This is a genomic window from Pelotomaculum sp. FP (genome assembly GCF_004369245.1).
Classification (GTDB): Bacteria; Bacillota; Desulfotomaculia; order Desulfotomaculales; family Pelotomaculaceae; genus Pelotomaculum_C; species Pelotomaculum_C schinkii.
The window spans coordinates 56,423-79,209 of record NZ_QFGB01000009.1 but is presented as its reverse complement, the minus strand read 5'-3'; the positions used below and the strand labels follow the sequence as shown (position 1 = coordinate 79,209).

Annotated in this window: 15 protein-coding genes and 5 riboswitches; all 15 genes read right to left on the bottom strand. The window is 50.7% G+C overall.

What is annotated here, in order from left to right:
- Positions 1 to 210: 210 nt before the first annotated feature.
- A riboswitch (cobalamin riboswitch) is annotated at positions 211 to 400 on the bottom strand.
- A 105-nt stretch (positions 401 to 505) separates the two neighbouring features.
- The 15 genes from Psfp_RS05615 to Psfp_RS05545 all read right to left on the bottom strand — a co-directional run bounded on the left by Psfp_RS05615 (position 506) and on the right by Psfp_RS05545 (position 22,456).
- Positions 506 to 1,195: an adenosylcobinamide amidohydrolase gene (locus Psfp_RS05615; protein WP_243120494.1), complete on the bottom strand. Its 690-nt coding sequence runs from the start codon at positions 1,193 to 1,195 to the stop codon at positions 506 to 508.
- A 178-nt stretch (positions 1,196 to 1,373) separates the two neighbouring features.
- Positions 1,374 to 2,501: a methylmalonyl Co-A mutase-associated GTPase MeaB gene (meaB, locus tag Psfp_RS05610; RefSeq protein WP_134217568.1), complete on the bottom strand. Its 1,128-nt coding sequence runs from the start codon at positions 2,499 to 2,501 to the stop codon at positions 1,374 to 1,376.
- A 4-nt stretch (positions 2,502 to 2,505) separates the two neighbouring features.
- A complete protein-coding gene (gene scpA / locus Psfp_RS05605; RefSeq protein WP_134217567.1) occupies positions 2,506 to 4,692 on the bottom strand; it encodes a methylmalonyl-CoA mutase in 2,187 nt (728 codons plus the stop codon).
- On the bottom strand, positions 4,692 to 6,986 hold the full coding sequence (locus Psfp_RS05600) for a methylmalonyl-CoA mutase family protein (protein ID WP_205079478.1): 2,295 nt from the start codon (positions 6,984 to 6,986) through the stop codon (positions 4,692 to 4,694). Before Psfp_RS05600 ends, scpA begins: the two co-directional genes overlap by 1 nt.
- 100 nt (positions 6,987 to 7,086) lie before the next feature.
- Complete coding sequence (locus Psfp_RS05595; protein ID WP_205079476.1) at positions 7,087 to 7,431, bottom strand: hypothetical protein; 345 nt, start codon at positions 7,429 to 7,431, stop codon at positions 7,087 to 7,089.
- A gap of 155 nt (positions 7,432 to 7,586) precedes the next feature.
- Positions 7,587 to 7,767: riboswitch (cobalamin riboswitch) on the bottom strand.
- Between the two features lie 108 nt (positions 7,768 to 7,875).
- Entirely contained in the window at positions 7,876 to 8,418 is a 543-nt protein-coding gene (locus tag Psfp_RS05590; protein ID WP_134217565.1) for a cob(I)yrinic acid a,c-diamide adenosyltransferase, read from the bottom strand.
- Positions 8,419 to 8,531: 113 nt separating this feature from the next.
- Positions 8,532 to 8,717: riboswitch (cobalamin riboswitch) on the bottom strand.
- Positions 8,718 to 8,866: 149 nt separating this feature from the next.
- Complete coding sequence (locus Psfp_RS05585; RefSeq protein ID WP_134217564.1) at positions 8,867 to 10,570, bottom strand: carbon-nitrogen hydrolase family protein; 1,704 nt, start codon at positions 10,568 to 10,570, stop codon at positions 8,867 to 8,869.
- 22 nt (positions 10,571 to 10,592) lie between these two features.
- Positions 10,593 to 11,912, bottom strand: a complete 1,320-nt coding sequence (locus tag Psfp_RS05580) for a hypothetical protein (protein WP_134217563.1) — start codon at positions 11,910 to 11,912, stop codon at positions 10,593 to 10,595.
- Between the two features lie 15 nt (positions 11,913 to 11,927).
- Entirely contained in the window at positions 11,928 to 12,554 is a 627-nt protein-coding gene (locus Psfp_RS05575) for an ECF transporter S component (protein WP_134217562.1), read from the bottom strand.
- A 21-nt stretch (positions 12,555 to 12,575) separates the two neighbouring features.
- Positions 12,576 to 14,267, bottom strand: a complete 1,692-nt coding sequence (locus Psfp_RS05570) for an energy-coupling factor transporter ATPase (RefSeq protein ID WP_134217561.1) — start codon at positions 14,265 to 14,267, stop codon at positions 12,576 to 12,578.
- Positions 14,240 to 15,169 (bottom strand): energy-coupling factor transporter transmembrane component T, encoded by a 930-nt coding sequence (locus Psfp_RS05565; RefSeq protein ID WP_134217560.1) that lies wholly within the window; start codon positions 15,167 to 15,169, stop codon positions 14,240 to 14,242. The genes Psfp_RS05570 and Psfp_RS05565 overlap by 28 nt, the downstream gene beginning before the upstream one ends.
- 65 nt (positions 15,170 to 15,234) lie before the next feature.
- On the bottom strand, positions 15,235 to 15,954 hold the full coding sequence (locus tag Psfp_RS05560) for a DUF4430 domain-containing protein (protein ID WP_134217559.1): 720 nt from the start codon (positions 15,952 to 15,954) through the stop codon (positions 15,235 to 15,237).
- 143 nt (positions 15,955 to 16,097) lie between these two features.
- Complete coding sequence (locus tag Psfp_RS05555; protein WP_192895279.1) at positions 16,098 to 18,893, bottom strand: S-layer homology domain-containing protein; 2,796 nt, start codon at positions 18,891 to 18,893, stop codon at positions 16,098 to 16,100.
- 84 nt (positions 18,894 to 18,977) lie between these two features.
- Positions 18,978 to 20,579, bottom strand: coding sequence for an S-layer homology domain-containing protein (locus Psfp_RS05550; RefSeq protein WP_134217557.1), 1,602 nt, complete (start codon positions 20,577 to 20,579; stop codon positions 18,978 to 18,980).
- A gap of 420 nt (positions 20,580 to 20,999) precedes the next feature.
- Positions 21,000 to 21,188: riboswitch (cobalamin riboswitch) on the bottom strand.
- A 47-nt stretch (positions 21,189 to 21,235) separates the two neighbouring features.
- On the bottom strand, positions 21,236 to 22,456 hold the full coding sequence (locus Psfp_RS05545; protein ID WP_243120493.1) for a YibE/F family protein: 1,221 nt from the start codon (positions 22,454 to 22,456) through the stop codon (positions 21,236 to 21,238).
- Positions 22,457 to 22,580: 124 nt separating this feature from the next.
- Positions 22,581 to 22,762: riboswitch (cobalamin riboswitch) on the bottom strand.
- Positions 22,763 to 22,787 lie beyond the last annotated feature (25 nt).

Genomic DNA, 22,787 nt, shown 5'->3' with positions numbered 1-22,787 from the left:
GGGCAAGGTCTGTGAACAAAGGTGTGCGTATGGATTATGGCGGCTCTATGTCAATATTGATTACTTTAAAAATGTACCCATTCATCACTGAACAGGTAAAACAAAAGAAGGAGATATCAACATGAAAAACCCGGCCTCATCCGTTAAGAGGCCGGGTTTTCAAGGTACATACCTTAATAAACACAGCTAAAGCCCTGTCCTTTCCACGGAAGGCGGCGCTATTGACCAGGCAGGTCTCCTGACTTGCGGATCACAGCGTGTCTCCCGCCTTCCCGGATTATAAAATCCAGTGGCATTTTGGGAGTCGCTCCCCGCTTACAGTGGCCAGACCGTCCGGGATTTTCACCCGGTTCCCTTTTCACCCCCGCTAGGCGGAGGAACCTGGACAAAATTATTCAGTTGACCATATTTAAACATTATTTAGTTATTTTGTCAAATATTTATTGTGTTTTTGATTAAATTCTATCTATTTTTTTATGTTAGCAATGCTGCGGCGGAAATGTACTCAGTTTAGCTTCACGCACCCGTAAGACCCTTCATAAGCACAGCTGTTACTGATACCCTCGGCTACAGCCTTATAAACTGCGCGCCCTACTAAAAAGCCCAGGTCGGTTGCCATCCCGCTGTAATGGTGCAGCCTTCCTTTCGCAGTACAGGCGATCACTATAGCGTCGGTCGTAGTGCCCGTAGCCACTGTTCCATCCGGCAGGCGAATGTCTGCGTGCATCATCGCCATGGACTTTGCCTCCGTCGCTGTTATAACGGCGTTGACCATGGCTGCGTCGGTTAAGTCACCGTCAATAAGAACGACTATGTTGATTGTTCCCGGCCTGTCCTCGCCTTTAAAAAAAGCGTTTTTGGCGCCTGCAGAACAGGCGTTGCCCACCCCCACCGTGGATAAGGCGGCGACAGCAACATCATCTCTTGTTCCAAAGCTCATCACCGTGCGCTTAACGTCCACAGCTGTCATCAAGCCCACAGTATCACTCCCCAGGTTCATCTTTCTCGCCATATGGGAAAGATATTTTGCGGGCGTCAATTTGCCATAGTAATTTCTATCGACGGTATGATTTATAATAAACCTGACTCTCCGCAATCCTCCTCCAAGGACGGCAGAACTCAAGACCTTCAATTGTTGCTGTGAAACGATAAGGAATGTCCTTCCTTCGAATAAGGAAAATTTGATGTCGTTCATTGGGATTTTCTCGTTAAAATCAATGAAGTCTTGATACAACCGTTGTTCACCCCATTTACGCAAGTCTGACCCGAGCAAATCAAAGCCGTGCAGCGTCTAAAGATAGCCTGTTTGATTACCCGGGCCTAAAAACCCCGGGTAATCAAACCTCTCACTCTGATTTTTGCAAAATCCCCGGTCACCCTTCAAAAGCTTTTAATAATTCTTGCACAGCCAGGGTGGCGGACAACCTGCCTTCCACAATGGCCTGTTCAATTTTTGCTTTGATCCGGATTACTCCCGGATGATTGAAGAAACTGGCCTGCAGCTGTTCCTGAACCATCGCATAAACCCAATCCAGTGTCTGAGAACGCCGGCGGGCATAGAATACGCCTGATTCGGCCGTCTGGTCACGGAACGCTTCGATGGCAGACCAGATTTCAGCGATACCTTCACCGGTTATGGAAGAGCAGGTATAAGCCAGGGTCTTCCAGCCCTCTGTGGCCGGCTGGAGGTAATGCAGGATCCTGGCATAATCCGCCTTTGCGGCAAGCGCCCTGATTTTATTATCACCATCAGCCTTATTGATCAGAACGGCGTCGGCCAATTCCATGACCCCCTTCTTGATTCCCTGCAGCTCGTCGCCCGCGCCGGTCAATACGACCAGAAGGAAAAAATCTACCATCGTGCGTACCGCGACTTCACTTTGCCCGACACCTATGGTCTCGACCAGGATCACGTCAAAGCCGGCAGCCTCACAGAGCAGCATGGTTTCCCTGCTCTTGCGGGTCACTCCGCCCAATGTGCCGCCGGAAGGCGATGGACGGATAAAGGCATTCTCCTTACGGGATAAAACCTCCATGCGGGTTTTGTCTCCCAGGATGCTGCCGCGGGTAACCGTGCTGCTGGGATCGACCGCCAATACCGCCACTTTACGCCCCCTGTCGCAGAGGATGCTGCCAAGCGCTTCGATAAAAGTGCTTTTCCCGGCCCCAGGCACACCGGTGATACCAACTCTTACAGATTTGCCGGTATACGGCAGCAGGTGTTTCAACACCTCCTGGGCTGCTTCCATGTGGGCGGGAGCATTGCTCTCGATCAGCGTTATCGCCCTGGCCAGGATCGTGCGGTTTCCGGACAGCACGCCTTGCACATAGTCATCTACGCCAAACCGGCGGCGGGGAACGCCGGCAGCACGTACAGAATCACCGACGGATTGGCCCGGCATCCCATCATGACCGCCCTCCACCCCTTCCACCACATAGGTGGCAAAAACATCATCGGTTTGTTTGGGAACCCATTCCGGCCTTTGCTTCTCCTTGTTCATACGATCAACTGACTTCCTGCAGGCGTTGATTGATTTCTTCTATAACCTTTTGAGCGGCAACCGGAATGACCGTACCCGGCCCAAATATGGCGGCGGCTCCGTGTGCTTTTAAAAACTCGTAATCCTGCGCGGGAATAACCCCGCCGGCTACAACCAGGATGTCTTCCCGACCGAGTTTTTTCAATTCTTCTACCAGCTGCGGCAGTAAAGTCTTGTGGCCGGCCGCCAGCGAACTCATACCGACAACATGCACGTCGTTTTCCACCGCCTGCCTGGCCGTTTCTTCCGGAGTCTGGAAAAGCGGACCGATATCCACATCAAAGCCCAGGTCGGCGAAAGCGGTGGCGATCACCTTGGCGCCACGGTCATGACCGTCTTGTCCCATCTTGGCAATCATGATCCTGGGGCGGCGGCCTTCGCGCTTTTCAAAGTCGTCAGCCATTTGCTTGACCACGGCCACTTCGCGCTCCTCGCCAAACTCGGTGCTGTACACGCCGGAAATGGAACGGATGACAGCCTTATGACGACCGGTCACCTTTTCTATGGCATCAGAGATCTCACCAAGGCTGGCTCTTGCCCTGGCCGCCTCAATAGCCAGGGCGAGGAGGTTGCCTTCCCCGGTTTCCGTCGCATGGGTAATGGCGTTCAATGCCGCTTGCACTTTGGCGTCATCACGCCCGGCGCGCAATTCTTCCAGGCGGTTTATTTGCGCCAGGCGTACGGAAGTATTATCAACCTCCAGAATTTCAATCGGGTCTTCCTTGGCCAGGCGATATTTATTGACGCCTATGATTGATTCCTTGCGTGAGTCGATCTGAGCCTGGCGCCTGGCCGCCACCTCTTCAATGCGCATCTTCGGCAGGCCGGTTTCGATCGCCTTGGCCATACCGCCGAGAGATTCGACCTCCTGGATGTGCTCCCAGGCCCGGCGTGTGATAGCGCCGGTCAGGGCCTCCACGTAATACGAGCCGCCCCACGGGTCAATTACTTTGCAGATACCGGTTTCATCCTGCAGGTAAAGCTGGGTGTTGCGGGCGATGCGGGCGGAAAAGTCGGTAGGCAGGGCGATTGCCTCGTCGAGGGAATTGGTGTGCAGCGACTGGGTGTGGCCCAAAGCTGCCGCCATCGCTTCAATACAGGTCCGGGCCACGTTGTTGTACGGGTCCTGCTCCGTCAGGCTCCAGCCTGAAGTCTGACTATGGGTGCGCAGGGCCAAAGACTTTTCGTTCTTGGGATTGAACTGTTTTATGATCTTGGCCCAGAGCAGGCGGGCGGCCCGCATCTTGGCGACTTCCATAAAATAATTCTTGCCGATGGCCCAGAAAAAAGACAGCCTGGGCGCAAACGCGTCAATATCGATACCCGCCTTCAAGCCGGTACGCACGTAATCCAGGCCGTCTGCCAGGGTATAGGCCAATTCAAGGTCACACGAAGCGCCGGCCTCCTGCATGTGGTAGCCTGAGATGCTGATACTGTTGAACTTGGGCATGTTCTGGGAGGTAAAGGCAAAAATGTCGGCAATGATGCGCATAGACGGCTCGGGCGGGTAGATATAGGTATTGCGCACCATGTACTCTTTGAGAATATCATTTTGAATGGTACCGGAAAGCTGAGGCAACTTGACGCCCTGTTCTTCTGCCGCTACGATATAATACGCCAGGACCGGCAGAACCGCCCCGTTCATGGTCATGGAAACCGACATCTTGTCAAGCGGAATGCCGCCAAACAGAATCTTCATGTCCAATATGGAATCTATAGCCACCCCGGCCTTACCCACATCCCCAACAACCCGGGGGTTGTCGGAGTCATACCCCCGGTGCGTGGCCAGGTCAAAAGCGACGGATAAGCCCTTCTGCCCGGCGGCCAGGTTGCGGCGATAAAAAGCGTTGCTTTCCTCCGCCGTGGAAAATCCGGCATACTGACGCACGGTCCAGGGCCGTACCACATACATGGTGGGATAAGGTCCCCGCAAATAGGGAGGTACTCCCGCCGTGTAGCCCAGGTGTTCTTCTTTTTCAGTGTCTTCCCTGGTGTAAAGCGGCTTGACGTCGATTTGTTCCATCGTCCGCCAGCACATATCTTCCAGAGCTTTTCCCGCCTGCTTTTCCGCCAGCGCGCGCCACTTGGACAGATCGGGAGCCGGACCGTCCGGGCCGTATTCTATCGTTGTAAAATCAGGTTTTTTACCCATCACAGTACTCCTTTCTGCTTCATCAGTTTTAGAAGCAGCTCATAGCAATTGGCCCGCACATGAACAAAATCGTCCACGCCGGCCTGCCTGAAGGCTTCCACGAGATCGGCCGGGTAACCGGCCAGCAGCACGGTGGTGTCAGGTCTGGCGTCTTTGATCAATTTTGTCAGCGGCGGCGCCAGCTCGGAGTAGGTATCATCGGTTGAACAAATAACAGCAATGGAAGCGCCGGAATCGGCAAACGCCCTGGCTGCTTCTTCCACGGTGGGGAAACCGTCATTTTTAAGCACTTCAAATCCTCCGGTCTCGAAGAAACCCGTGGTAAAATCGGCCCTTGGTTTATGCTGGGGAATGTGCCCCATATTGGCCAGAAAGACCCTGGGCGGCGACCCGGTTTTATCCCTGTACGCCTCCGAGGTTTTCCTCAAAAATTCGAAGATTTCAGCACCCCTGTGGATGTTAATGGCAGAGATCGAAGGGACAACGGCGCCTTCTGTTTGCACAGCGCAGGCCAGGGTTCCGAGCGTAGCGCCGGACAGAGCCGCCTTAACGGCCGCTTCGACAACCCCGCCGCCTTGCGCCTTCGCTTCCACCAGCGCGTTCAGCGCCTCCTGCAACGCGGCTTTATCCATGGAAGCGCGGTAGCCGGCAAGGAGTTTCGATTGGTCCCGTTTCATCATTTTGTAGTCGACCGGATTGTCGGCAAGCGGTTTTTCAATGGTATTTGGATACATGTTCGTTCCGACAAAGATATCTTTGCGCCGGGCTATGTTTGCTTTTCGCCCGGCCGCTGTCTGGGCTGCCTGCTCCTGCGGGAATCCCTCCTGCAGCGCTTTGAACATGCCGCCCCTTGCTTCTACTTCCTGAAACAAGGACCAGGCTTGCCCGGCTAAGGAGTCAGTCATTTTTTCAATATAATAGGACCCGCCCGACGGGTCAACCGGTATGGTCAAATTGACCTCATCATTTAAAATAAAATGAATGTTGCGGGCAATGCGGCGGGAAAACTCATCGGCCGGCCGGATCGCCCGGTCAAACGCCCCGATATTGATACTGTTGGCGCCCCCTATAACGCCGGCAAACGCTTCCGTCGTCGTACGCAGAATATTCACATAAGGATCGTAGACCGTTTTATTCCAGTTTGAAGTACTCACGTGCATGTACATTTTTTGCGCCTTTTCACTGCCGCCGAAAGCACCCGCGATTTGCGACCAGATCAGGCGGGCGGCCCGCAGCTTGGCGATTTCCAAAAAGAAATCCGACCCCAGCGAAAAGGAAAAACGCATCCGCGCAGCCGCGTCGTCAACGTGTATTCCCCTGGCCTGCATCTCTCCCAGGTATTCGACCGCTGTCGCCGCGGCGAAGGCCAGTTCCTGTACTGCACTGCCGCCGGCGTCGTGATAAGGATGCCCCTGAACTAAAACCGTTTGCAATAGCGGAGCATGTTCCCTGGCCCAGGCGGTGGTCCAGGCCATCGCGTCATAAGCGTCCTGCAGCGAATAAGGCAGGACGCCCGTACGGACAAGCAGGCCCAGCGGGTCCATACCGATACAGCCGCGCAGCTTTTCTGTAGATTTCCCTTGATGCCGCATATAAGCGCTTAACAGCGCGAGAACAGGCAAACCCATCGTGCCGACCTGCATATAGACAGGTGTTTTTTCCAGGTCTATGCCTTCCAGCACCCTGGCCAGGTCAGCCAGGCTGGAAATGGAAACGCCGGCACGGCCGACATCTTCGCTTACGGCCTCGTCAGCGTCCAGGCCCGCCAGCCCGGCATAGTCGAGCCAAAAATTAAACTCTGTCTGGCCGCGCTGCAGGTCGTGCCGGATCGCCTGGTTCAACATCACCGGATCGCCATAAGAGAACTCCTGGCTTACCTCCCACGGCTTCAAAAAATAGCCCAGAGCTGCGCTGCCTCGCACGAAAGGCGGAAATCCGGGTAATGAACCCATATGCGGCAGATCTTCAACATCGCTTTGCCAATAAATCGGCTGGACTTCGAAGCCGTCATAAGTCTTGCTGATTAACTTTTTCTCAAAAGAAGCTCCTTTGAGCGACTTTTCGGCAGCTTTACGCCATTCTTCATAGCGGGCGTAAGGAAATTCGCCAAACAACCGGCTTGACCCGCATGTCTCTTTCTGTTCTATGCCTTTATCCTCTCCTGGCATAATATTCGCGGACCATCTCTGTCCTGAAAATGAATCCCGGCAGCCCCGGCCTAGCCAACGCGGTGCAAATTTGCCCGCATCCTTTTGCCGGCGCTGCTTCAGCGGCAAGAATGTCTGTCTGATCAAGACAGGTTTTGAGCCGCTGTCTTCACTCCTTTCTGCTGCAAGAACTAATCAATTTATTTATGAAACTCTATACTGAATATCCGCTGTCTTTCTGGATGAATCAAAAGGGCATGACCATAATCCTGCATCCGCTTGCTCCAAAACTCTCAATGATTGACTTGACGAACCTTAATTCAATCACCGATTTGTACATGGCATTTTTTGTAATTAAAAACATTATATCCTCATGCCTGCTCATACCGATCAAGGAATTAATATATTTATCAAAGTCAAATTCCCCCATCAAAGCTTTTAGGTTAGAAATGCCGTTGATTAATGCGGGGTCTTCAGCTCTGATGCGTTCCTCCAGAGGTGTAAACGCAATCTTTTCCAGGTGATCATTACAATCCAGGAGAAACTCATCGAACTCGGGCTCAAGACTGGATATCAATAAACTTCGCTTCATAAAGCCAATCTTCACCTCCTTAAACCGGCTATTGCTGAAAAATATAAAACCCCATCCTGTCCGGGATAGGGATATTATGCCAAACATAGTACAGGTCGCAGCAAAAAAACTACAACCCGCAGTTTAACCATCACCTCCCTATCAAACGTAGGTACATCTGGTGATCTGGAACAGGCAGGTCTCCTGGCTCGGGGTCATCTGCACCTCGAAGTCTTCCCGGCAATGCCTGCCAGTGACATATTTCGAGGCAATCACCCATACAGTGGCGTGACCGCGCCGGCTTTGCACCGGTCTTCCCTTTGATTACAACAAGCAACCTGTTCCGCACTTTTCAATTGTCGTTAAAAATTTCCCCCCTCCCCTCGCGCAAACGCAGGCGCTTTCATGCGCCTGTAAAATTCTGGCCTGTTTCAATACCATTCTAAAGATCTATGGGCAAAGTTGTTACCGTTCAATACCGGCACGGGCAGGGACATCCTTGGTGTAATAATGCTTTATTTCCAGCATTTCCGTTACCAGGTCCGCCGCGTCAACAATCTCTTGCGGAGCATATCGGCCGGTAAATATTACTTCAACGCGCTCAGGCTTGGAGTTAATGATTTCGAGCATTTCTTCAATGGTAATGAGATGAAAGAAATGGGCGGTATTTATTTCATCAAAAACGATTAGATCGTATTCACCTGAATTCATGGCTTTTTTCGCTTTTTCAAGCCCTTCCCGGGCCATTTTGACGTCCTCTTCCAGAGGCGGATTCTGCACATGGATAAGGGTGTCCTTGCCGTACTGTTCTATTGTGATATAAGGCTTGCACATCTGCGCCGATTGTAATTCGGAATACTTTTGTCCTTTCATAAACTGGCCGATATAGGTTTTTAGCCCGCGGCCCATGGCGCGAAAAGCCAACCCTAAGGCAGCCGTCGTCTTGCCCTTGCCGTTGCCGGTGTACACCTGCACATATCCTTTTTGCAAATCCGATGTACCCACCATAAATACCTCCTCGCAAATTAAATCGCAGTAAATAAAAATCCCGGCTCTTTCAAAAGAAAAACCGGGAGTTTGATGTCAAAAATATGACAGTCAAATCACGCGCCTTTCCCTGGAAAGCGCTATGTTAAATGAACAGGTTTCCTGACTCGCGGGTCATCGCCGCTTCCGCCTTCCCGGACCAACTCCAGTGGCTTTTTGGAAGTTACTACCCGACATACAGTGGCCGGACCGTCCAGGATTCTCACCTGGTTCCCTGCCAATATTTTGTTTGACAATCAACTCATTCCATGTAAGGCAATGGAATTGCTCTCAATATTTGCATTATACTTTATTTTCATTATTCTGTCTATAGTTTCCATTACAGGAATGCGGCATCAAGCTGCCGCCGTCATATACGGATCGACAATGTTTTTCAATAATAAGGAATGACGCTGCAAAAATGTATCGATCAGGTAGCGCCTTCCATATACAGCAGGACTTCGTAATCTATATTTTCCAGGAACCTCTTTTCCCTGGTTTCTTTAGCGCACAGCCGCATGATGTTGATCTTGTCACCTCCTGCAGGAGACTCCGACTTGATCCTTTTTTCCGGATACCGGGAATAACTGTAAATGAGACTGCCGCCAATGGCATAAAACTTGCCGAAATCCCCCCACTGGTTGGCTACGGCCAGGTGCATCTGCTCCCCCAGTCTGGCCTCCCAGATAAACTTGCTCTCGCAGTCTCCCCAAAGGGCCGGCACACAGAGCACGTCCGTACCCAGTTTGGCTAACGCATCAGCGCTCTCGGGAAACATCAGGTCGCAGCCGGCCAGCATACCGACCCTGCCGAAGGGAAGATCAAAGGCAGAGACCTCCCCTTCTCCCGCTTCAGCCCATTTTTGCTCATAGGTCGATAGATGGATTTTTCTATATTTCCCTTCCACTCCACCGGGACCGATCAGGACACAGCTGTTATAGATTTTTCCGGCGTGTCTTTCCGCCATCCCCAGGACAATAAAAATATTTTTTTCCTCTGCCTTCCGGGTAAACGCTCCAGTCACAGGACCGGGAATTTCTTCACACCACTTCGCCGCCTCCCGCTGCTCAAAAATAATTCCCGTGGCGGATAATTCCGGGAGGATAACCAGGTTAAGTGTAAAGCCCTCAGCTGCAGCCATAGCTGCGGCCTCATCGATAAGCTTAAGCATCTTCTCCGTATTTGCCGGAGGATCCCGGGATACAGGCCGGAATTGCAGGGTAGCGACCGTAAAGTCCGCTGGTTCCGGCAACCCGAGCAGAAACTCAGGATTAAAATGAGAAAAGGTATCCAAAGATATGTTAGTGTAACAATGAGGCCGCCTGCGGCCCAGGATATCCTCCGCCGCCGATGAGATAAATTTGCCGTTTTTCAGAGGCAGTGTACCGTAAACAATACTGTCATCCGTTGAACTAAACTGCCTGACCACACCGCCGCCGGTATCAATAATAAAAGACTCCGCCGAACGGCAATCCATGCTCTTATCCTTGCCCGTCCGGTTGCAGGCCAGTACGTAAATCCCGTTTTCCGCCGCCCGCGCCCGCCAAAATTTTTCCGGATTTTGATGGTCGGGAGGCCAGTTCGCCGGCACGAGCAGGAGCCGGGCTCCCTGCAGTGCAGCTGCCCTGGCCGGTTTATAGGAATAGGCGTCGGCGCAAATCATTACCCCCAGCTTACCGAACTCCGTCTGCGCCACCAGTACGGGAAGGTTGCCCCTGGCCGCCCACAGGTTTTCCCTGAAGGCCGGCGCCACCTTGCGATGCCTGCCTAAAACACGTCCTTTGGGCCCGATTAATGCAGCCGCATTATAAAATACGCCTGTCCTGGGATCCACCTCCGGCAGACCAATACAGATATAGCATTCATACTGTTTCGTAATCCGGCCAAAAGCCCTGGTTGTAGGGCCGGGAATGGTTTCCGTCAAGGGGGCAATATCGTCCCTGCTTTCAAACGCATAGCCGGCGGTAGCCAATTCTGTGTTCAAGATAATGCGCGCTCCGGTTCCGGCAGCCTTTTCATTTAAGGTCAATAATTTAGCAAGGTTTTTCTCCTTATCCTTCCAGTGGATAGCCGCATGGACCAGCGCTACTTTTACTTCTTCTCCGCATTTTCCTTGCTCATCCTCTTTCTGCACACAATTCCATCCTTTCAGATACTCAGACTACATTTTCTTTTCTAAAAAGCCCGGCTTTTTTGGGCAAAGACTTTCTATAAATGAGCAAACTTATGATGAGAATAACTGCTGCAGCGCCAATTAACCATACAAGGCCGCCAATTGGGTTACGCTCCGATTTTAGTTTTAACAGAAATATTTCGCTACCGGCGCTTTTCTCAATTCCTTTTTCCCCCGCCACGATATAGCCGCCGTCTTTAGACTGCAAAACAGCGTAACCGCTGTTGCCGCCGGTACCATCTACTGTTTTCTCCCAAGCAAGGCCGCCGTTTTTATCTGTTCTAACCACGTAAAGATCGTAGCCACCCTCCGCAGATTCTTTCTTACCCGTCAGGATATAACCGCCGTCTTTCGCTTGACTGACAGAATAAAACGAACTTACGCTGTTGTTTCCGTATGTATTTTCCCAAAGCTCATTTCCATCGGGGTCAACTTTTATCAGAACCGCCGCAAATCCACCGCCCCGGTCGCCGGTAATCTCCTTCTCACCGGCAATTAAAAACCCGCCGTCACCGGCTTTTACTAAAGACCAGCCGTAGTCTGAACCTTTACCCCCGTATGTTTTCTGCCAGAGCATTTTTCCGTCGCCATCCGTCTTGAGAAGATACAGGTCAGGATTACCGGCGCCAAAGGACTCGGCATTCCCCGCCACAAGATACCCTCCGTCAGCAAGCTGCAAAACAGCATAGCCGCAGTCGGAACCCGCCCCGCCATAGGTTTTTTCCCAGATTTCGTTACCGTTAAGATCCAATTTAATCAGGTAGACATCATAGATCCCCGCGCCACAGGACTCCGTTCCCCCGGCAATAATGAAACCGCCGTCCTTTGTCTGCTGAACCGACCAGACATAGTCGCAGCGCTCTCCGCCGAATTCCTTTTCCCAGATCATTTCACCTTTCTCATCGGTCCTCACCACGTATACATCATGGTCATACCCGTGCCTGGATTTGGTCTCGCCGGCAATGATGAAACCGCCTTCGCTGGTTTCTTTGACGCAGTGACTGTCATTGTAGCCATTGCCCCGGTATGTCTTCAGCCATAACCTGTTACCGCCGCCGTCGTACCTGGCGAGGAAAACGTCGGGCCCTTCCTGGCCTGCTTCTATCCAGCCGGATACAACATAGCCTCCATCTTTTGTCTGTTCTACAAAATGGGCCTCTCCTCTTTCAAAAGTATTGGCCCACTCTACCTCAGGAGTTTGAGCGGATGCTGCTATTGACCTCTCAGCAAACAACAATCCTTGCACGATAAAGCACAAGGCCAGTGAAAATATAAAATACAGCAGCATTCTTTTCATTTTCAAAAAGCCTTGACCCCCTTATAGATTTTCCAGATACTGCACATCCATTTTTTTGTGGAAGTATCTCAATATCTTTATAGTCTGAGAACCCAGGGCGGCGCAAAAGAGAAGATTGCCTGCGGCGCGCATGGAATCAAAACTGAAACCTGCCACCCAGAGGAGAAAATAAGTCTTAACCGTTAACGGGTTCATAAAGGTGCTCCACTGCCAGATGTCCATGACTGCTCCGTAAAGGTAGCCCCAGAAAAAACAAAGCACAGCCAGGGTTTTATGACCCGCCCCGGGGAAGAAAACCTTGACCGCCGCCCCGGAGACACCCACCATACCCCAGCAAAGCATCTGCCAGGGCGTCCAGGGACCCTGCCCAATAAAAAAATTGGAAATCAAAGGTGTCATGGCGCCTACAAAGAAGCCGACCCGCGACCCGAATACAAACCCCGTTATCTCCACCAAAAACATGGTGGGCTGCAAAAAGAGCAGGGCAACGCCCGTTACCGCCCTGCCTGCTGCGCACAAAGCAGCCAGCACGGCAATGACGGATACCTGCCGCGCGTTAAAGTCTTTTTTTTTCTCCATGCCGAACATAAGCAGGGCAATGGAAAAAATGCCGATCAAGGTCATGTAAAGACCCCAATTCGCTCCCACATACTTTCACCCCTGCTTTTTTTAAGCTATACTTGCTTTACCGGCGGCAAGAGGATAGATTTTTTCTTTCGCCTCGGCTACAGTGAGCACTCCATCGCAGATACCCCGGGTCATTTTGCTTAGCTGTGGAGCAAAAAAAACTGATTTGGCCAGCACATCGTGCTTTTCTCCATCGCTGACAATTCTCCCCGAGAACATCATCACCACCCTTGCGGCAAATTCGGCGGCGAACTCCACATCGTGAGTTATTACAATTACCGTGCTGCCTTTTTCTGTCTCTTTTTGTAAAAATCCGCCCAATTCCGCTTTCAGGCGAAAATCAACCCCTCTGGTCGGCTCGTCCAGAATAATGAGCCGGGGTCCGGTGACCATGACCGAAGCCAGGGCAACTCTTTGCCGCTCTCCGCTGCTCAAGTCCCGGGGGTTCGTCTTGCGGTACTTCGACAGATGAAATTTTTCCAGTATTTCATTGACAACAGATAAGTCTTTTAAGCCAAAATTCTTTAAGGTAAAGAGCAGCTCATCTTCTACCGTGTCCTGGAAAAGATAATCATTGGGATTTTGGGACAGGTATGCGGTAAACCTTCTGATCTCTTTAAACCCATTCTTGCTTATGTCCTTGCCCAGCACCTCGACCCTGCCCCGGTCCGGCTTAAGCATGCCGGTTATCTGTTTGAGCATGGTCGACTTGCCCGCGCCGTTTTCGCCCAGGACTGCTACAAATTCTCCTTCTTTTAGATCAAGGCTGACGCCTTTTAAAACCTCCCGCCCCCCTGGATAGGCGAACCACAGGTTTTTCATGCGGACTGCGCTCTGACGCTCCATCAAATCTCCAGCGCGGACACTTTTATGGCATGCGCCGGATTGGTTCCCGCCGGCAGTTTGATTTTCTTTTAGATAAGACCGTAAAAGATTCCTGCCTTCTTTTACCGTAATGGGCACAGAGGAGACATTCAGGTCGGCAAAAAACCTGGACACCGGCGGTACAAAAGGCATGCCTCCTTTTATTGTTTTACGGGCCACCTCCTGAGCGCTCCCGTCACATGAAATTTCGCCGTTTTCCATAAACAGAACCCGGTCCGCTAAATGAAAACAGCGCTCGAGCCGCTGCTCAACCATGATCACCGTAAAGCCCATTTCCTCATTCAGCCGCTTGGCCAGATTCAGGATGTCTTCCGCCGAGACGGGATCCAGCTGGGAAGTCGGTTCATCAAGGATGAGCGCGTGAGGCTGCATGGCCAGAACGGAAGCCAGCGCCAGCTTTTGTTTCTGACCGCCGGAGAGATTGGCCGCAAATGCCTCTCTGATCTGCTCCAGATTCATGAAACAGATTACCTCCGCAATCCGCCGCAGCATCTCTTCATTACTTAAGCCCAGATTCTCCAGGCCAAAGGCAATTTCCGCCTCCACATGGGTCTGCACGATCTGCTTCTCCGGGTCCTGGAAGACCATACCTACTTCCCTGGCCAGCTTTTTGCGGTTCATGGTCCTGATGTCCTTCCCTTTAAAGAAAACCTTGCCTCCGATCCTGCCCCCGTAAAAATCAGGGGCCAGTCCCGCCAATACCCTGGCCAAAGAGGACTTGCCCGAACCGGAGCCGCCCGCCACCAGGATGAATTCCCCTTCCTCAATCTCCAAATTTATATTTCTTAATGCGGCCCGATCCGTTTCAGGATAAAAATAGGTTAAATTTTCGACTTTAAACAGCGGCAATTTTTCCACCCCTCGCTCAAAATAAGCGGTACGGACATATAAAAAAGCACAGCGGCCAGGGTAATGAGTGTCGGTAATCCTTTAATCAAAACATCTGCCTCAGGATAAAAGGTGTATTGACCACACCCGTATTGCAAACCCCAGATGGCGGCAAACAAAGCCAGGAAGCTCCCCCCCGCGCAGAGGATATCTCTGGGTCTCAGCATATAACGGCTGTAAACCGAACGCTTACCGCTTCCAAAAGCCCTGGCCTGCATGGATTCGGCAATCTCCATGGAATCTTCCATGGAGGATAAAAGCAAAACAGTATAAAGACAGGAATATTTCTTTACTTTCTTCCACAGGCTTCCCTCATCGAAATCAACGCCGCGAAACTGCAACACTTCTTTAATCCTTTTTAAGTCCCGCACCATGGTGGGAAACATTCTCGTGGATAAAGCGATCATCAGAACGGATTGGCCGGCCACTTTGGAAAAGAGATTCAGGATCTTGTCCGGGTTGATCATCAGGTTATAAAGGCAGAATATGCTCATGATTACCAGCAGCCTGATCCCCGAAACAGCTCCATAATACAGAGCTTCCATTGATATATCGAGCTTGCCCAGATATGGCGCCTGCGGGCCGTGCCAGATGATCGTGGAGCCGGCCCTGATTACCAGGGGGTTGATAATCATGATCATAAGCATCAAAAAGACGCCTGCTTTCAAAAACCCCTCCCAGGCCTCCATGCCGTCTACCTCTTTGATTAAAAGGGCAAGAAGAAAAAACAAGGCTAAAAGATAAAGGGGATTTGCATACAGCAGACTGAGCACAAGGAGGACCAAAAGGTATGCCAGGACTGCAGCAGGATGAAAGCTCTGCAAAAAAAGGCCCTTTTCCTGATAGTAAAGCTTGTCGAACAAATTTGCCGCCCCTTTACTTTTTATGTATATCTTCAATGAAACCGGTATCACGGCAGGGCGTTCTTTTACTGGGACAGCTCTTCCCATTGGGGCTGGGGCTGATCCATGCTGTTGCTGTACCACCAGATCACTTTATCCCCTGCTTTTACCGGGTGTTTATCAGCCATGTGCATGGGAACATCACCGTTGACTGAATACATCCAGCCTGACACGCCACTGTTGGCCTGTCCGCTGATGGAATAAACAAAATCGGGCCAGGTCGGCGAAGTGGTATAAGGGATGCCGGCGGCATCAAGGGCGCCTAAGGCGGTAATGCCCCATTTATTGTCCTTTCCCACAACAACCTGTCCAGCCCTGTAAAGTAATTCGCTATTTTTCCCCACAATGGCAATACACACCGCGCAGCCGTTATCTGGCGCCGCAGCCGCCACAGTATCACCTGTAGTCTGGACAGTTGCAGCGGCATCGTCCGAAGCCTGGGTAACCGCCGCTTTTGCCTGGGAATCGCTGGTCGGCGCAGCCGCCTGCTGTTCCGGAGCCGGATCGCCTTGCCTTGTTTCATCAGCAGGCTGGACTTTACCCGGCTCAGGAGAAGCAAGGCCATCATCCGCGTCTGGCCTGTTCTGGTTTGCCGGACTGCCCTGTTCTTCAGCATTTATGCCGGTGCTTTCCGTCTGCCGGGACTGCTGGCCGGAACTAAACACCTTGTCCATGCAAAGGGCCGGCACGATTACCCCGGCCAGAATAACCAGCAAAGCAATAAGATAAAAGGCCTTTCGCTTCATAAAATCACCTCATATTAAAAATGCGACACGTTTGTACAAATGATGCGCACCTACATTTTTTGGGTATCGCTTTATGTGCTGAGCAGTTGTTTTCAGAGCAGGGAGCGGAGTAAGACCCGCTCCCGCGCAAAAAACCAGCCAATTCATAATGTTCCTGCCTGTTGGAGCTTTTGCAGCACACGGTAGAGCATAACCGTGGCTTCCGCCCTGGTAGCATTGCCAAGCGGCATGAACTGTCCGTTTTCCCGGCCGAGCATTAAACCATCCCTTACCACCAGGGCTACCGGCGAGCAGGCCCAGGGAGAAATATCTGCGGCATCGTTAAAACCTCCCAGCAATTCAGCTGCGTCTGTGTCGCTGAGGGTCATGTCCAGGCCGTTTTTAGCCATCAGTCTTAAGATCATGGCCGCCATTTGTTCACGGGTAACCGGCTCGTCCGGCGCAAAGCTGTTTTCGGACGTCCCGTTGATTAAACCGGCGCTAGTAGCTGCGCCTACCGTGCCCCTGTACCAGGCGCCGGCAGGTACATCGCTGAAGCGATCCGCTCCGCCGGGATCGGCCGTCAATCCAGTCATACGGACCAGGATAGCAGCAAATTCGGCCCGTGTAACCGTGACCTCCGGCGCAAATTCATTGTCGCCTACACCGGCCACATACCCTTTTGCGGCCATGCATTCAATCTCCTTCTGCGCCCAATGTCCGGCGATATCTTTGAAGCTCTTCACCTCAAGTGGGGAAATTGATTCCATCAAGGCGTACTTGCTGAAGTGTCCGGTTTTAAAGGTGATGGTATTGCTGTCAGGATCGTATGTACCGCCCACTTCTTCCCACATTTTGCTGTCTTCATTGTACCGGTAGGCCATTAACTTGCCATCAGCCGCTGTCTCCCGTAAATCCTCTGGTACTGGCAACAGCACCGTGCATCCAGGAAATTGTTCAATTTTTTGCTGCGTGCCGTCCTCATTGACGGCCAGCACGTTTAGCTCATAAATATCGCCGGCCAGTTTATATTTGACCCCAAAGGACTCCATTAGACTTTGCGCGTCCTTACTGCTTAATTTCTGCGCGGTCAGCTGCAGCTGTACTGTACTTGCAGACGTTAACTCCGGTACTTTGAGGCTGTCTGTGGATAAAACGAACTGCACTCCCTGGACGGTAACGGCCAGCGGTTTATCTGTGTTTATTATTTTGGTCAACTGGTCCTTTGACAGGGCCAGTGAAGTTTGCGCATCATCCGCCTGTAAGGCAACCACGCCAGCAGCGTCGGCCTTTTGGATAGCAGTATTTAAGGCGGTATCGCTCACCGGGGCAGGCAGGTTGGATTGGCCACCGGAACCCCCGGAAGAAGTCTGTTTTCCAAGCTCATCCCATTTGGGAGGCTGCTGATCCATGCTTTTGCTGTAATAAAAGATGATCTTGTCATTGTCCTTAATACTGTATTTATCTGCGCCGACACTTGGGCTTGAACCGTTAACGACATACATCCAGCCGGACATCCCGCTGCTGGCCTGTCCACAGATTGAATCCACCAGATAGCCGTAAGACCATGAAGAGGTATGGTAGGATATGCCGGAGGAGTCCAGAGCGCCCAGAGCGGTGAGACCCCATTTATTTGTCTCAGCCACGGTGACATCAGAAGGGCCGTATAAAAGCTCACCATTTACACCCACAACGGCCAGGCCCACGGCATTTTCTGTCCCGCTATTCCCACCCGAAGAATTTACGGTCAAATCAGCTGAAGCCGTAAGTCCACCGTAAACAGCATTCACTACGGTCTGCCCGGCTTTTAAAGCGGTGACCAGGCCGCTGCTGTCGACACCGGCAATGCTGCTGTCGGCGACAGACCACTGCGCGTACTGCGTTACATCAGCTGTCCCGCCTGCATTTTGCCACATCGCATCTAACTGTTTTTGAACCCCTACCTTCAAGGTCGCGCTGGAGGGGTAAAGATAAAAACGCCAGCATGTACATTCCGCTCCCAATGAATTATAGGCACAAAGTGCCCAGGTGGCGTCCATGCAGTTCTTTGAGGCGCCGAAGCTCCCGTCAGCATTTAAGGCATTGTTCATGAGATAGTCAACTGCGGTTTTTCCTTCACTACTCTTCCAGGCGGCAGGATCTCTTCCCAGCGTCTTTAAGGTTAAAATTACTTCTGAGGCATCTACAACAGGGTCATCCCAGCCTCCCACATTAAAACTTCCGTCGGCCTGCTGCTGCTGCCGCATCCAATTCAGGCCGTTATCGATGGCCGCCTGGATCCGGGCATCGCTCCCGGCAGTGTCCAGGTAATAAAGCGCCCGCACTGCTTCCGCCGTGGTCATAAAGTCAGGATAAAAAGTCCCGCCAAATGAGCTGCCAAAGCTGCCATAGGCAGCATCGCTAACTGTAGTGTTCTGTGCCCCTAAAATGTAGTCCTTTGCATAAACTGCATTTATTACACTAATCGAGCCTGCCCTGCCTAAAAGATCATAGGCCGGTATATCGCTGTACAGGTTGTTGTCAACACCCGTGCTGCTCTCTCTGTTTTGTAAAACTTGCACCAATTGCCCTGTCAAATCATTTTGCCCCAACGCCCTTGCCGCCGCCAGATCCTGGGCCAGGAGTTTGGCGGGAGCTACAGACGAATCTGAGGCGTTTGCTATATCACCGGATACGGCGCTTATTACCGCATCCTCGAGACTGACCCCTCCATGCAGCCATGTGCCGGCATCAACACCTGCCTGGTTTAAAACATAAAGCGCATAAGCGCCTGCCCCGGCGTCGGAATTGTTTATGCCGTTTATTGTGTAGTCGTTGTAGAGAAACTGCACGGCGCTATTTACCGGCGGTACTGCTTTCCCTGAAGCATTAACGCCGGCAGCGGGCATTATTAGCATTAGGGTCATCAACACAGCAAGCAGCACAGTTAATTTTTTAAACTTTTTTTTACTGATACACAAGCTCCATTCCCCCATTTAATCAACCAGATTTTCTTGATACCTGTTTTTTTAAACGTTCCATATGGAGAGCGTAGTCTTCCACTTTTATTTTGTCTCAAGCAGATCAGCCAGGAGCATCATCATGGAGGCCGCTTCCGCCCTGGTCACCGGGTTTTCCGCCTGAAAAGTCCGATCTGGATATCCCCCGGCAATACCTTTGGCGTATACGATACCAATAGCCCCTCTAGCCCACTCAGGAAGTTGAGCTACATCGGCAAAATCCAGGGTTTTAGGCGCTGCCTGCCCTAATTTCTTTTCGATAATCCGGGTCATAATAACAGATAATTCGGCGCGGCTTACCTGTCTTGCCCCTTCAAAGGTGAATGAACCGTCCGGCTGAGGATATCCGGAGATAATCCCCTCCCTCAGCGCTGCGGCAATGGACTCCTGCGCCCACTGGGGAATATCTGCGGCGTCTGTAAACTTTTCACCGGTTATTTGCCATTCTTGCGTTGTTGCCGGTTCCGGCTTTAATAACCGCACCGTCATGGCGGCTATTTCATTACGTGTCACCTGCGCCTCAGGTTTAAAGGCGCCGTCAGGATAACCCGATATAATGCCTTTCCCCGCCAAACAATAGATAGTATTTTCAGCCCAATGGTCTGGAATGTCATTGAAAATTTCCGGGTCAGGCCGTACCTGCAAATCCGGTTGTGCCGGCGGCTGTGTATCAATTTTCCCGTTCAGGGCCAGGCACGTCCAAAGCACCCAGGTAGCATCCATAGCGTTCTGTGCCGCACCGAAGCTTCCGTCAGGATTGAGCGCATTGTTTATGATATAATCAACAGCACTATTTCCTTCACTGCTCTGCCAGGTCCCGGGGTCCATTCCCAGCGCCTTTAAAGTTATAATTACTTCACAGGTGTCTATCAGTGTATCGTCCATACCGGCCATAAAGTTGCCGCCGGCTTTTTGCTGATTTTTCATCCAGCCAAGGCCGTTATTGATAGCCTCTTGTATTTGAGCGTCACTCTTTTCGGGATCCAGGCCATTAAGAGTCCGTATTGCTCCAGCTGTTGCCATGAAATCGGCATAATATTGATCATTTTCCGATGACCCCCAACTGCCGTAATGTACATCTTTTACCTTGAGATACTGTTGCTCCAGGATATAGTCCTTTGCCTGGACGGCATTTAGCTGGTTGATTCGTCCGACCCTGCTTAACAGATCAAAGGCCGGCATATTGCTGTATATACTGAACGGTCCCGTATCCTCAAATCCTTGGCTCCCCTGCTTGTTTTTTAAAATAATAACCAATCGGTCCGTCAAAGCGTTTTGCCCCAGCGCCTTCACGACCGCTAGGTCTTGGGCAAGACACTTCGCAGAAACTTTATCTGCGTTTGCTATATCGTCTGTTACTGTGGCTATTACCGCATCCTTAAGACTGACCCCTTCATGCGCCCATGTACTGACATCAACACCTGCCTGGATTAAAACAAAAAGGGCATAAGAACCCACCCCAACATCAGAATTTATTATGCCGTTATCGACGTATTCATTACAAAGAAACTGCACTGCCTTATCCGATAGGAATAGCTCTGCTGACTCCGAGCGGCCCGGCTTAACCAGCGGCGCCAGCAGGCTTATTAGAAAACAAGCCGTCACCGCCAGGGCCACCAGTTGCGGGGTAAACTTTATCGCTTTCACTGTCTCATCCTGCCTTTCTCAAATCACTCCATCTTGCACTGCGCGATAACCGCTACCGGCGGCGACTAACCGTCAGTTGCAATGCGACACGCAGTTTCCCGCAGCGCAATGACGCTCCAGCAAGTCATCCACCTCCTGTCCTAAGAAGATATTTCTGCTTCTGCTGTGCCTCAATAAACAAAATCTGCCTGAATAATTTCAATATCCATGAGAATGCTGCATCAAGGCTTGTAAAAGTATGGGTTTGAAGGCTCTATGTAATTGCTAATTATTTTAAAAAGGATACCTATTCATCACTGAACAGGTAAAACGAAAGAAGGAGATATCAACATGAAAAACCCGGCCTCATCCGTTAAGAGGCCGGGTTTTTCAAGGTACATACCTTAATAAACACAGCTAAAGCCCTGTCCTTTCTACGGAAGGCGGCGCTATTGACCAGGCAGGTCTCCTGACTTGCGGATCACAGCGTGTCTCCCGCCTTCCCGGATTATAAATCCAGTGGCATTTTGGGAGTTGCTCCCCACTTACAGTGGCCAGACCGTCCGGGATTTTCACCCGGTTCCCTTTTTACCCCCGCCATGCGGAGGAACCTGGACAAAATTATTTAGTTACCCACATTTAAACACTTTTTAGTTATTATGTCAATTATTTAATATTTATGTTATCGGATTCACGTTCCTTTTTATCAAGCCAAACAATATACCGGAGGTGAATGAAGTAATAGGTATAGCCATAATTAACCCGATGCTGCCGGTTAAGGCGCGTACAACTTCAGTGGCTATTAAATCGAGGTTAATTATCTTTAAAAAAGGTGTATCATATGCCATGAATACGAGCATGAGGGGAATGGCTCCTCCGGTATATGCCAGAATAAGAGTATTAGCCATAGTACCCATGATATCACGCCCCACGTTCATGCCAGCTCGAATTAATTGACCTGTGCCTATGGCAGGATTAGCCCTCATTATTTCTTCTATGGCAGATGCGATGGACATCCCCACATCCATTACCGCGCCAAGGGCTCCGATAATCATGCCTGCGAATAACAGGCCGCGGCAATCGAAATCTATACTGTGAGGTATGTAAAGGAGCATGTGCATATCTTCATCGCTGAAACCGGTAAGCTGGGCTGCAGTTCCAACAGTCAAGGCTAATAGCCCTGCTGTCAGCACTCCTCCAGTAGTTCCTATGAGGGCAGATAACGCCTTGATTGTTATTCCTCCAACGATGGCAAGGGTTACTGCTGCCACCACAGCAGATATAATAATAGTCATTAAAACCGGATCATAGCCCTGTAGTATCAGGGGAAGCAATACCAGAAATATTGCTCCGATGGTAATGACTAGGGAGATAGTTGATTTGAACCCTTTTTTACCTCCCAGCAATAACAAAGTAAACACAAAAAGCAAGGTTATGTAAAGCAATTTCTTATCCCTGGCATAATCTGTAATGTATGCATTTTTAATGCTGTTTCCATCTGGTTCTATATATAAAATAACTTCGTCACCTGGCTGAACATTTATATCATAGCCCGGATGATTCGAGATCGTGTGCGGCACTTGAAGCACTTGCCCATTATACTGTCCACCCAGAACTCTTACAGTAATTGATTGTTCTTTTCCTTTTTCCGGCGCTCCCATAACTTCTTGAGAATTTAATTTATCCTCGACGTTAAGAATCTTGGCCCTGACAACCTGCTCTTTATTCCAACTCTGTCCTTCTTCACTTTCCTGGCATCGGGCAGGTGTTATTATTACAAAGGAAAAAAGAACGGCTCCCATAAATAAAAAAAATATAAATTTACTTTTCATAAAGCACCTCTTCTTTAAAGAAATATAACAGCCCCCCACAAAATAAAAATATGCTTTAATTACCATTATTATGCAAGAAAAATAATAACGAAAATTGAATAGCAGCAAATAAAAACCCCGGCTCTTCCAATAGAAAAACCGGGACTTTGATGTCAACATTATGACAGTCAAATCACGCGCCTTTCCCTGGAAAGCGCTATGTTTCATAGACAGGTTTCCTGACTCATGGGTCATCGACGCTTCCGCCTTCCCAGACTAATATCCAGTGGCTAGTGGAAGTTACTACCCAACATACAGTGGCCGGACCGTCCAGGATTCTCACCTGGTTCCCCGTTCATATTTTGTTACTCAATCAGTTGGTTTTTTCATGTAAAGTAATGTCAAATAATATTAATAT

Excerpts from the sequence above, each read along its gene's own strand:
- Psfp_RS05615 (WP_243120494.1), bottom strand. The coding sequence starts at position 1,195 with ATGAACGACATCAAATTTTCCTTATTCGAAGGAAGGACATTCCTTATC.
- meaB (WP_134217568.1), bottom strand. The coding sequence starts at position 2,501 with ATGAACAAGGAGAAGCAAAGGCCGGAATGGGTTCCCAAACAAACCGAT.
- scpA (WP_134217567.1), bottom strand. The coding sequence starts at position 4,692 with ATGGGTAAAAAACCTGATTTTACAACGATAGAATACGGCCCGGACGGT.
- Psfp_RS05595 (WP_205079476.1), bottom strand. The coding sequence starts at position 7,431 with ATGAAGCGAAGTTTATTGATATCCAGTCTTGAGCCCGAGTTCGATGAG.
- Psfp_RS05590 (WP_134217565.1), bottom strand. The coding sequence starts at position 8,418 with ATGGTGGGTACATCGGATTTGCAAAAAGGATATGTGCAGGTGTACACC.
- Psfp_RS05560 (WP_134217559.1), bottom strand. The coding sequence starts at position 15,954 with ATGAAGCGAAAGGCCTTTTATCTTATTGCTTTGCTGGTTATTCTGGCC.
- Psfp_RS05545 (WP_243120493.1), bottom strand. The coding sequence starts at position 22,456 with ATGGTAATTAAAGCATATTTTTATTTTGTGGGGGGCTGTTATATTTCT.